Source organism: Aeromonas sp. PrichA-15 (assembly GCF_017939245.1).
Lineage (GTDB): Bacteria > Pseudomonadota > Gammaproteobacteria > Enterobacterales > Aeromonadaceae > Aeromonas > Aeromonas caviae.
The window spans coordinates 1-7,734 of record NZ_JAGKRH010000096.1 but is presented as its reverse complement, the minus strand read 5'-3'; the positions used below and the strand labels follow the sequence as shown (position 1 = coordinate 7,734).

At 50.5% G+C, this 7,734-nt stretch carries 8 protein-coding genes; all 8 read right to left on the bottom strand.

Annotated features, from left to right (window positions below):
• Positions 1 to 140: 140 nt before the first annotated feature.
• Entirely contained in the window at positions 141 to 737 is a 597-nt protein-coding gene (locus J9889_RS13405) for a site-specific DNA-methyltransferase (RefSeq protein WP_210557001.1), read from the bottom strand.
• A gap of 17 nt (positions 738 to 754) precedes the next feature.
• On the bottom strand, positions 755 to 1,399 hold the full coding sequence (locus J9889_RS13400) for a DUF4276 family protein (RefSeq protein WP_106842236.1): 645 nt from the start codon (positions 1,397 to 1,399) through the stop codon (positions 755 to 757).
• Positions 1,396 to 2,529, bottom strand: a complete 1,134-nt coding sequence (locus J9889_RS13395; protein ID WP_106842235.1) for an AAA family ATPase — start codon at positions 2,527 to 2,529, stop codon at positions 1,396 to 1,398. The genes J9889_RS13400 and J9889_RS13395 overlap by 4 nt, the downstream gene beginning before the upstream one ends.
• Positions 2,526 to 5,381: an SNF2-related protein gene (locus tag J9889_RS13390; RefSeq protein ID WP_210556999.1), complete on the bottom strand. Its 2,856-nt coding sequence runs from the start codon at positions 5,379 to 5,381 to the stop codon at positions 2,526 to 2,528. Before J9889_RS13390 ends, J9889_RS13395 begins: the two co-directional genes overlap by 4 nt.
• 432 nt (positions 5,382 to 5,813) lie before the next feature.
• Complete coding sequence (locus J9889_RS13380) at positions 5,814 to 6,230, bottom strand: type IV toxin-antitoxin system YeeU family antitoxin (protein WP_210556998.1); 417 nt, start codon at positions 6,228 to 6,230, stop codon at positions 5,814 to 5,816.
• Between the two features lie 2 nt (positions 6,231 to 6,232).
• The gene (locus tag J9889_RS13375) at positions 6,233 to 6,547 is read right to left on the bottom strand and encodes a hypothetical protein (RefSeq protein ID WP_029303595.1); all 315 of its coding nucleotides are present in this window, start codon (positions 6,545 to 6,547) and stop codon (positions 6,233 to 6,235) included.
• Positions 6,548 to 6,596: 49 nt separating this feature from the next.
• Positions 6,597 to 6,986, bottom strand: coding sequence for a hypothetical protein (locus J9889_RS13370; RefSeq protein ID WP_210556995.1), 390 nt, complete (start codon positions 6,984 to 6,986; stop codon positions 6,597 to 6,599).
• A gap of 1 nt (position 6,987) precedes the next feature.
• Positions 6,988 to 7,530: a hypothetical protein gene (locus J9889_RS13365; RefSeq protein WP_021140794.1), complete on the bottom strand. Its 543-nt coding sequence runs from the start codon at positions 7,528 to 7,530 to the stop codon at positions 6,988 to 6,990.
• Positions 7,531 to 7,734: the final 204 nt, after the last annotated feature.

Here is a 7,734-nt window from a genome sequence, read left to right as displayed (position 1 = left end):
CATCTTGTCTTTGATAGAGACAGCCAAGCGGTTAGGTCGCTGTCCGCAGGAATGGCTGAGGGCCGTGGTCAGTGCCTGCATAGAGAAAACAGACTACCCGCTCCCGGAAGAGTTGTTGTCAACATCCTCCCGGTGAACGGTTACCTCTCTCTTGCAGTAAATAGCCTTTTTGGATTCCATTCTTTTTTGTTTTTTGCATACACAAGTAGATAATTAGTAACAGTAACCAGCCCTGGATTTATTGCTTTATGTCCAGTCGCTGACCCCTGCTTAAATGTAACAATATTAACTCTATTATCCCTACCAAAAATCTCATCTAGCAAGACAATAACATACCCCAATTCATTGTCATCAATATGTAAAAATAGCGTCCCATCTTTAGATATAAGTTTATGAATAAGTTCTAATCTATCTCTCATCAACGTTAGCCACGTTGAATGCTCTAAGCCATCATCATAGTTCTCAAATGCCTCACCTGTGTTAAATGGTGGGTCAATATAAACGCATTTAATGACCCCCGCATATTGATTCTCTAATGCCTTAAGAGCCAATAAGTTATCACCATGAATAAGCAGGTTATCATTAAAGGATTGAGTAGGCTTGCTCTCTGGATTAGATGCTTCAAATGAAGATTGAAAAGATAGGTTCTTATCTTCAAGGAAGATACGTGGCTCAAGACGTGGTCGTTTATCCTTGCCAATCCAAGTAAGTTCGAGTTTTTGTTTAAGTTTTGTCATGACAATTCCAATGTAAATCAACGAGGTAGAGCCAGCAGACGCTCAATCCAGTTATTAAAGTGGGGGCACTGGGCGCGGATCGCATCCAGGCCAATATCTTCAGCAATCAAGGGACCATGCAGTGTCTTTTTATAGTTCGGCACGAGTGCAAGGATCCGCTTGGAAGGCGCAGTTTGCGGGCTGTTATTGATATGCTCTGGCGAGTCAAACGCAGCACGAATGGCCTCCAGCTCAGCAACAGGCTCACCATCATCCAACCACTCGGCGAACTTGGCGGGGGCAGAAAAGAGCAACGCTTCGAACTCATGCAGTAGCAGATTAGGGATAAAGTTGGGCTCATCGATATCCTGTTGTAGCGCCTGCTCTATCTGCAACACGCATTGATGGGCATCCTGCGCTTGGTTGTGGATATCAGGAAAGTCAGTGGGTAAACCGTAGTAGTCGATCAAAGTGGTAACATAAGCCCCGTGATCTTGTCGACACAAGCGGGTGACTTGATGTTTTACCTTGCCATAGTTGACAATCCCACCCTTATGACCTGGACTGGTCTGTGCCAGGATGGGTGTGAGATAAATGCCAAGGGGAGCAAAATAGGGCACCAGCAGATCGCGCACAAACGTTTCCTCGGTCTGCCCTTCTACGAAGACCAATACTCGACTCATGATTGTGGTCTCCCGCCTAACAGGTTTTTCTTCCACAAATCACCGAGGCTGTAATCTTCTAACCATTCGCTTAATGAAGCAGTCTCCAAGCGTTTGAAGGTTGAGGAGCCGCCTTGTTTATCTACCACGATCAAATCCTCGGCATCGAACTGGTTAACGAGCTCGACAGACTGTGTCGAAATAATCAGCTGATGCTCATGACTGGCACTCTTTATCAATTCCGCCAATACGTTGATCGCATAAGGGTGCAACCCCAGCTCGGGTTCATCTACGATGATGGCGCTGGGCATAAACTCTTCTGGTTGCAACAACACTGTCGCCAACAGAATAAATCGCAGCGTTCCATCCGACAGCTCGCTGGCTTTGAAGGGGATATCGTGATCTTTCTCAGTCCATTCAAGCTGAATGCTGTCTTGGTTATCTGGCGTGGCGCGCAGGTAAAAGTCACCAAAATAGGGAGCAACCATGCGGATGGTACGTATTATCCGCTTGTAGTGGCTAGGGTGATTTTTTTGTACCCGGAACAAAAAGGCTGCCAGATTAGATCCATCCTCACGCAGATAATCATTATCGTTGATACGGTGGATCTGCTTGACCTTGGCACTTTCGCTGGTGTCATGGAAGTGGTAGACACGCCAGCGGCGCATAATAACTTGCATTTTTGGGGTAAGAGTGTCAGCCATTGACTCAAAATGACCTGCACTATAGCTTTTATTGCTCCCTTTTGTGGCCTGAATCATCTTGCCATTTGATAGTGTTATATCAAATTTCTTATCATCCCCCTCTGATGAGCCTTCACTTTTAAATATTAATCTGTTGTCATTAGTTGGTTCTAATGAAAAGCAATATTCATCCTTACCGAGCGAGACAACCCCATCGATAGCTGCAGTTTGTTTACGACCATAATGTAACAGAATGTCTGGCCCGCCAGCTTTGCCAACTAATAGTTGTAGTCGCCTATCTAGCAGAGCTGCGATGAATTTGAAAAAACTTATAAAGTTTGATTTACCTGCGCCATTGGCACCGATCAGTACATTCAGACTGCCCATTTTAAGATCACAATGAGCAATCGATTTATAGCCATCAATCACGATGCGGCTCAACTGGTCACTACTGGTCACATCCTTCATGCTGCAGCCTCACATTCATTAGCTCCGATCTGCCATGCTACCGCAAAGAGCTCAGTTACGCGGGTTTCGGTAGCCAGGCGTGCCTCAACCTCCTCCAACAGGCGATCCTCCTCCTGCTCAATCAGTTTCTTCTCTTCGTAATAATGCAGCATGGCGTTGTCTCGTTCTCTCTCTAACTGCTTAAGGGCTCTCTTGGCCTCCATCTTCTCCTGCAAGGAGGTCAGCTGCCGGGATGACTTACGTGTCTCCTTGATCTCTAGATCCAGCTGTTTGATACGCAGGTCCAGAGCAATGCGTTTGTCTTCTGACCAGCGTTCCAGCTTCTCTACTTCCTCGCCATAGTAGGTTTCGTTATCCCGTTCAACCTCACGCTGGAAATCCCCCTGCAGTGTTTGCTGCAGGTCTAACAGGGCTGATACATCAGGCTCTGGAATGACGAGTGGAGCTTGTGCTAACGGGAGTTGTAACAGCCGTTCGACCGTCTCGGCATGTAACTGCTCGCCATGATGGTTAGTGGCTAGCAGCAGCAATTGTTCACGTCGCTGCGCCTCTGACTCAATGCTCACCTTGATGACTTTGAGCAAACCGCTATTACCTATCTGCCCCTTCACATCAACCCATTGCCCTTGCTCCGGCGAGCGTTCATAAACAAACTGGAGTGCAACAGGTGGCAATTGAGCGGTCTTGGCTTGCTCGATCAATGCAGCACCCAGACCATCGTGGGGGCGGAAAAACTCACCTTCCCCAATTTCTGCATTCTGCCAGTTCAGATTGTACTTGTTCCCTAGCCAGACAAAACCATCAATGGACTCACTAAAGTCACCATTCCCCTCTAAGGTCATACGCGCCAGCAACAACATCTTTTGCTGATAAGCCGTCAATTCCGCTGTTGTCTTGCCGCGACGAAGATTAAGGCGGCGGACGACATCTGCATCGAAGTGTTCGAAGAGTGAACGCCGAGTGTCGCTGTTTTTGGCTTCAAGATGTTCCCTGAGTTCTTCCTGCAAAGCATTAAATTCAGACTCAATTTGTGCATCACTGCGACAACGCTGGTAGATATCATGGATCCGGCGCTCAATATCAACGCCAGATTCGATAGAACCCAGCACTTCATCCGAAACACCAAAGACGCCCTCGAAGAGTTGGAATTTCTGGCTAAGCAGTTCAAATACGCGCTCATCGGCGCGGTTGCCCTTGTTGATGAAATTGACCACGACCACATCATTTTTCTGGCCATAGCGGTGAACGCGGCCAATGCGCTGCTCTACCCGCTGTGGATTCCATGGCAAGTCGTAATTGATCAGCAAGGAGCAGAACTGCAGGTTGATACCTTCCGCACCGGCTTCGGTACAGATCATCAAGGTGGCATCATCGCGGAATTTCTCAACCAGAGCGGCTTTCATGTCTGCTGTTTTGGAGCCAGAGACACGGCTTGAACCTCGATGACGTTCAAGCCAGTCCCGATAAATCTGTTTCGACACAGAATCACTGTTACTACCGTTCAGCATCACGATTTGGCCGTCATAGCCCTGGGTGGCTAACATCTCTGCCAACCATGTTTGCGTCCGAACCGATTCGGTAAAAATTACAGCCTTGCGTGATCCACCTAGCTCAGCCGTTTTCTCAAATGCACGTTCGAGAACACGAACAAGCGCATCAGCTTTGGCATTGTTCGAAATACTACTGGCAAGGCCTTGAAAATCCTTAAGTAGATCAATTTCGGCCTGCAGGGCTTGCGGGTCGATCAGCTCCTCGTCACCAATCCCTTCTTCATCCTGAAGGTCAGAGAAATTCTCATAATCCTCCAAGGCATCAAGCAGGGGCAGCTTTTGTTCCAGCCGTGCAATCATGGTCTGTAAAGTACCTTGAATTGCATGTGAAGAGGACGCCAAAATTTTACGAATAACCAGCGTCACCAGATGCCTAGCGCCGCTTTTGATTGCCAGCAGATCTTCACGCTGCAGGTACTCGGATACCTGCCTGTACAATTTCTCTTCTTGCGCTGACGGTCGATAGTCTTCAGTCATGGAATAACGGCGAGTAAAGCTGATCCCACCTTCTTCTTGGACCTGACGTCTGAGAGTGCGATTACAAACCTTGCTCAATCGAGTTCGCAGCATAGCCAGTTCAACCTGCTCAAGTTGCTGCCGACCATACCGAGCCTTAAACGAAGGTAAATCGCCAAAAAAGTGCGGGTCTATGACGGATACAAGCCCATACAACTCCAGCATGCTGTTCTGCAATGGGGTGGCAGAAAGCAGGACCTTTTTGATGCCCACTAAAGCGTTATCAAGCACCTTGGCTGTTTTTGCCCCATCATTTTTATAGATATTGCGCAACTTATGCGCCTCATCCATGACCACCATATCCCAAGGAACTCGTTGTAGATCCAACGCTTTCCGAGCTGCAAACTCGTAGGAACATATACAGATTGCAGGCTGGCCAAAGGCAATTTCCATATCAAACGGATTGGCTATCCCTGTCTTTTTCGCCTCATTGAAGGACTTGGCCTCCATGATGAAAGAGGGGAGCGAAAACTTCTCTTCAAGCTCCTGGCTCCATTGTTTGCGCAAAGTGGCAGGAGCGATCAACAGCAACTTTCGCCGACGTTCCGCCCATTTTTGCGCCAAAACCAAGCTGGCCTCGATCGTTTTTCCCAATCCAACCTCATCGGCCAGAATAACGCCATTAGACAAGGGGGAAGCTAAGGCAAACATCGCCGCCTCAATCTGATGCGGGTTCATGTCCACCTTGGCACCGGCCATCGTTTTAGTTAACGATTCTTCCGCCTTGCCCTCCAGGGTCAGGTTATGGGCAAGCCAAGCCTGTTGATGTGGTGAATAGAATGTCATTCCTGATTGCCTTCTTGCTGTGCAGTTTTACGCTTGAGGGGGTGGAAATGCTCCTCGTTATGAACTGCCAGAAAATCCCCTACAGCTTGGCGAATAAGCCATGAGATGGACACCTCATTGCTTTCAGCTATCCGTTGCAAGGACTCGAGCTGTGAATGAGATAAAGAGACGGTCGTTCTAACGGATTTCATAGCGCCTAAGTCACAGAGTGATGCGAGATGCATCACATTACATCACGGTGTCACTCTGAATGACACTCCAGATAACAACTCCATGATCTTTATCGATAAAATTGGCTGAAGTGTAGCCAATCATTATCCCGAAGGGGTCCAATTGAGACACAACCAAGGGCTATGCGGAGTTGCGCCCAGGCGTTACGGGAAGGTCAACTCGTGACCTTCCCAACGATTTACAATCGTGCTGATATCAGAGTTAGCTCTGACTATCCCTGACATCAGGGGTCGCCTCCATGCTCTCCGCAGAGTAAATACAGATATAGACATAGCCGTGACTACCCAGGGTATCGGCTTCGCAAGTGAACCCTTCGTGCTGTAGGGCGATACGCTGCTGACGTCGGGCATCCAGTTCGCCTGTCAGCAATTTGCCCTCCAGTTCTTTGATGAGGCGAGGAAAGGCAATTTCCAGCTGGTCTATTGCCTCCTTTGCCCATTCACCTACCAGTGATGCCCGATCTGACAGAAAGTGCAGACGATGATGCTCTTGAATGAAACGAGCGCCAAAGCGCGGCGTCACGGTATGGGGCAAGCCCCACTGCGCAAAAATCCGGGTGGACTGGTCTGGCGCTGCGGGTCGGTGTTCGTCATTGGTGTGGGTGGTTGTCGTGGTCATGATTAGCAATACCTCAGTCGAATGTCTATGCGGGTGCCGGGCACGTTGTGCCGCTGGCGTAGTCTGGTCAGGTGCTCTGGAAAGTCTGTCAGGCTGGCCAGTCGCCCCCGGTAGAGCCGTGAGAGATTGACGTAGTCAGGGTGACTCACCGTGATGGTTACCTGATGCCCTGGCTGCCAGCAGCCAAACAGGCGGGCTTTGGCCTCTTTGATGGTGGTGATGCCGGGAGCGGGTAACGTTTGGCGGTTGCGCAGATGCAGTTTGTTGAGCTCGGGGGCATAGCGATGCACCTCGAGCCCGGTGATAAGACGGGTCATGTTCGGTGACTCCAATGATGCCAAGGGTCAGCCTGAGAGGGCTGGCCCTTTATGCTGTGTGTTGATGAGCAAGATTGTGGGACGTCAACGAGAGCAGACTGCTCTCGTTGATAACCGGCTTGCAATTGAGACGGTCCAGCAGATGCAGCGAACCGTACTGGGCTACCAGTCGATCTATGGCCATCTGGGCGCACTCTGTTCTGCTGGGCTTATTCTCGGGGATTGCGTAACGAGCGGTGAGCCAGCCGCCGAGCAGTGCAATGCGGTAGCCACTCGGAATGTGGGTAAGCGAGGTGCCGATACCCCTACCGTGAATGAGGAAAGGCACGGCCTGCCCACCGATGTTGATATCCATGCGCTGCCCCTTGAGCTCGAAGGTGGTGAGTTCACCGGTTTGCGGATGCTTGCCGGGTACCTTGATGGTGATGTTCTTAGCCATCTCACACCTCCGGCTTGCGTTCAAAGTGGCGGGTCACAACGCCTGCTTGCGGGTCGATGCTGATAAAGGCCGGGGCTTGCGGGTGGTACTGGTAGAGCCGTGCCAATTCAGCGCGAAACGCCTCGACGTTCGGTGCAATTACATGACTGGTATCCCCCTCGGCGTAGGTAAAGGTCTCCAGCTTCTCGGTGTGAATCCATACCCCGAAGTACCACGCATCTTCTTCGGTGTCGTACTGCTGCCAGCCCTGAGCCAGCAGTGTTCGGTCGTAATAGTAGCGGTCAGCCTGATGGCTACCCCGGTCGATGCGGCAGCCGGTCACTGTAAGTTCAAACGGGATACGCCCCGCCTTGTGGGCCTTCTTGACTCTGCGCAGCAGCTTGAGGGCTTTGGCTCTACTACGGCCATTACCGAGTGGTTGCGGCTGCCTGGCCCGCAATCCCAGGTGGGTCATTATCTTCGGCGCGGTGTTGTGGTTGAGCTGACCGATGGCAGTGGTGATCTGCCGAGCGGTCAGGGTCTTGTAATCACGCAGGTCGTGCATGGTTGGGCTTCCTTCAAATGCAAACAGCCCCTCGGAGTGAGGGGCTGTATGGGGTCTTGTGTGTGCTGGTGGCCGTGGCTCAGGTGTGACTACTCCAATCCGGCTTGTCATTACTACCGTGGTTGACGTAGGCCCCGACAATTACCCGTTGCCACTCACCGACCGGCTGACCCGCTGCATTACAGGCGCAGCGAAAGCGGGCGA

Excerpts from the sequence above, each read along its gene's own strand:
- J9889_RS13370 (WP_210556995.1), bottom strand. The coding sequence starts at position 6,986 with ATGGCTAAGAACATCACCATCAAGGTACCCGGCAAGCATCCGCAAACC.
- J9889_RS13365 (WP_021140794.1), bottom strand. The coding sequence starts at position 7,530 with ATGCACGACCTGCGTGATTACAAGACCCTGACCGCTCGGCAGATCACC.
- J9889_RS13395 (WP_106842235.1), bottom strand. The coding sequence starts at position 2,529 with ATGAAGGATGTGACCAGTAGTGACCAGTTGAGCCGCATCGTGATTGAT.
- J9889_RS13375 (WP_029303595.1), bottom strand. The coding sequence starts at position 6,547 with ATGACCCGTCTTATCACCGGGCTCGAGGTGCATCGCTATGCCCCCGAG.
- J9889_RS13380 (WP_210556998.1), bottom strand. The coding sequence starts at position 6,230 with ATGACCACGACAACCACCCACACCAATGACGAACACCGACCCGCAGCG.
- J9889_RS13405 (WP_210557001.1), bottom strand. The coding sequence starts at position 737 with ATGACAAAACTTAAACAAAAACTCGAACTTACTTGGATTGGCAAGGAT.
- J9889_RS13390 (WP_210556999.1), bottom strand. The coding sequence starts at position 5,381 with ATGACATTCTATTCACCACATCAACAGGCTTGGCTTGCCCATAACCTG.
- J9889_RS13400 (WP_106842236.1), bottom strand. The coding sequence starts at position 1,399 with ATGAGTCGAGTATTGGTCTTCGTAGAAGGGCAGACCGAGGAAACGTTT.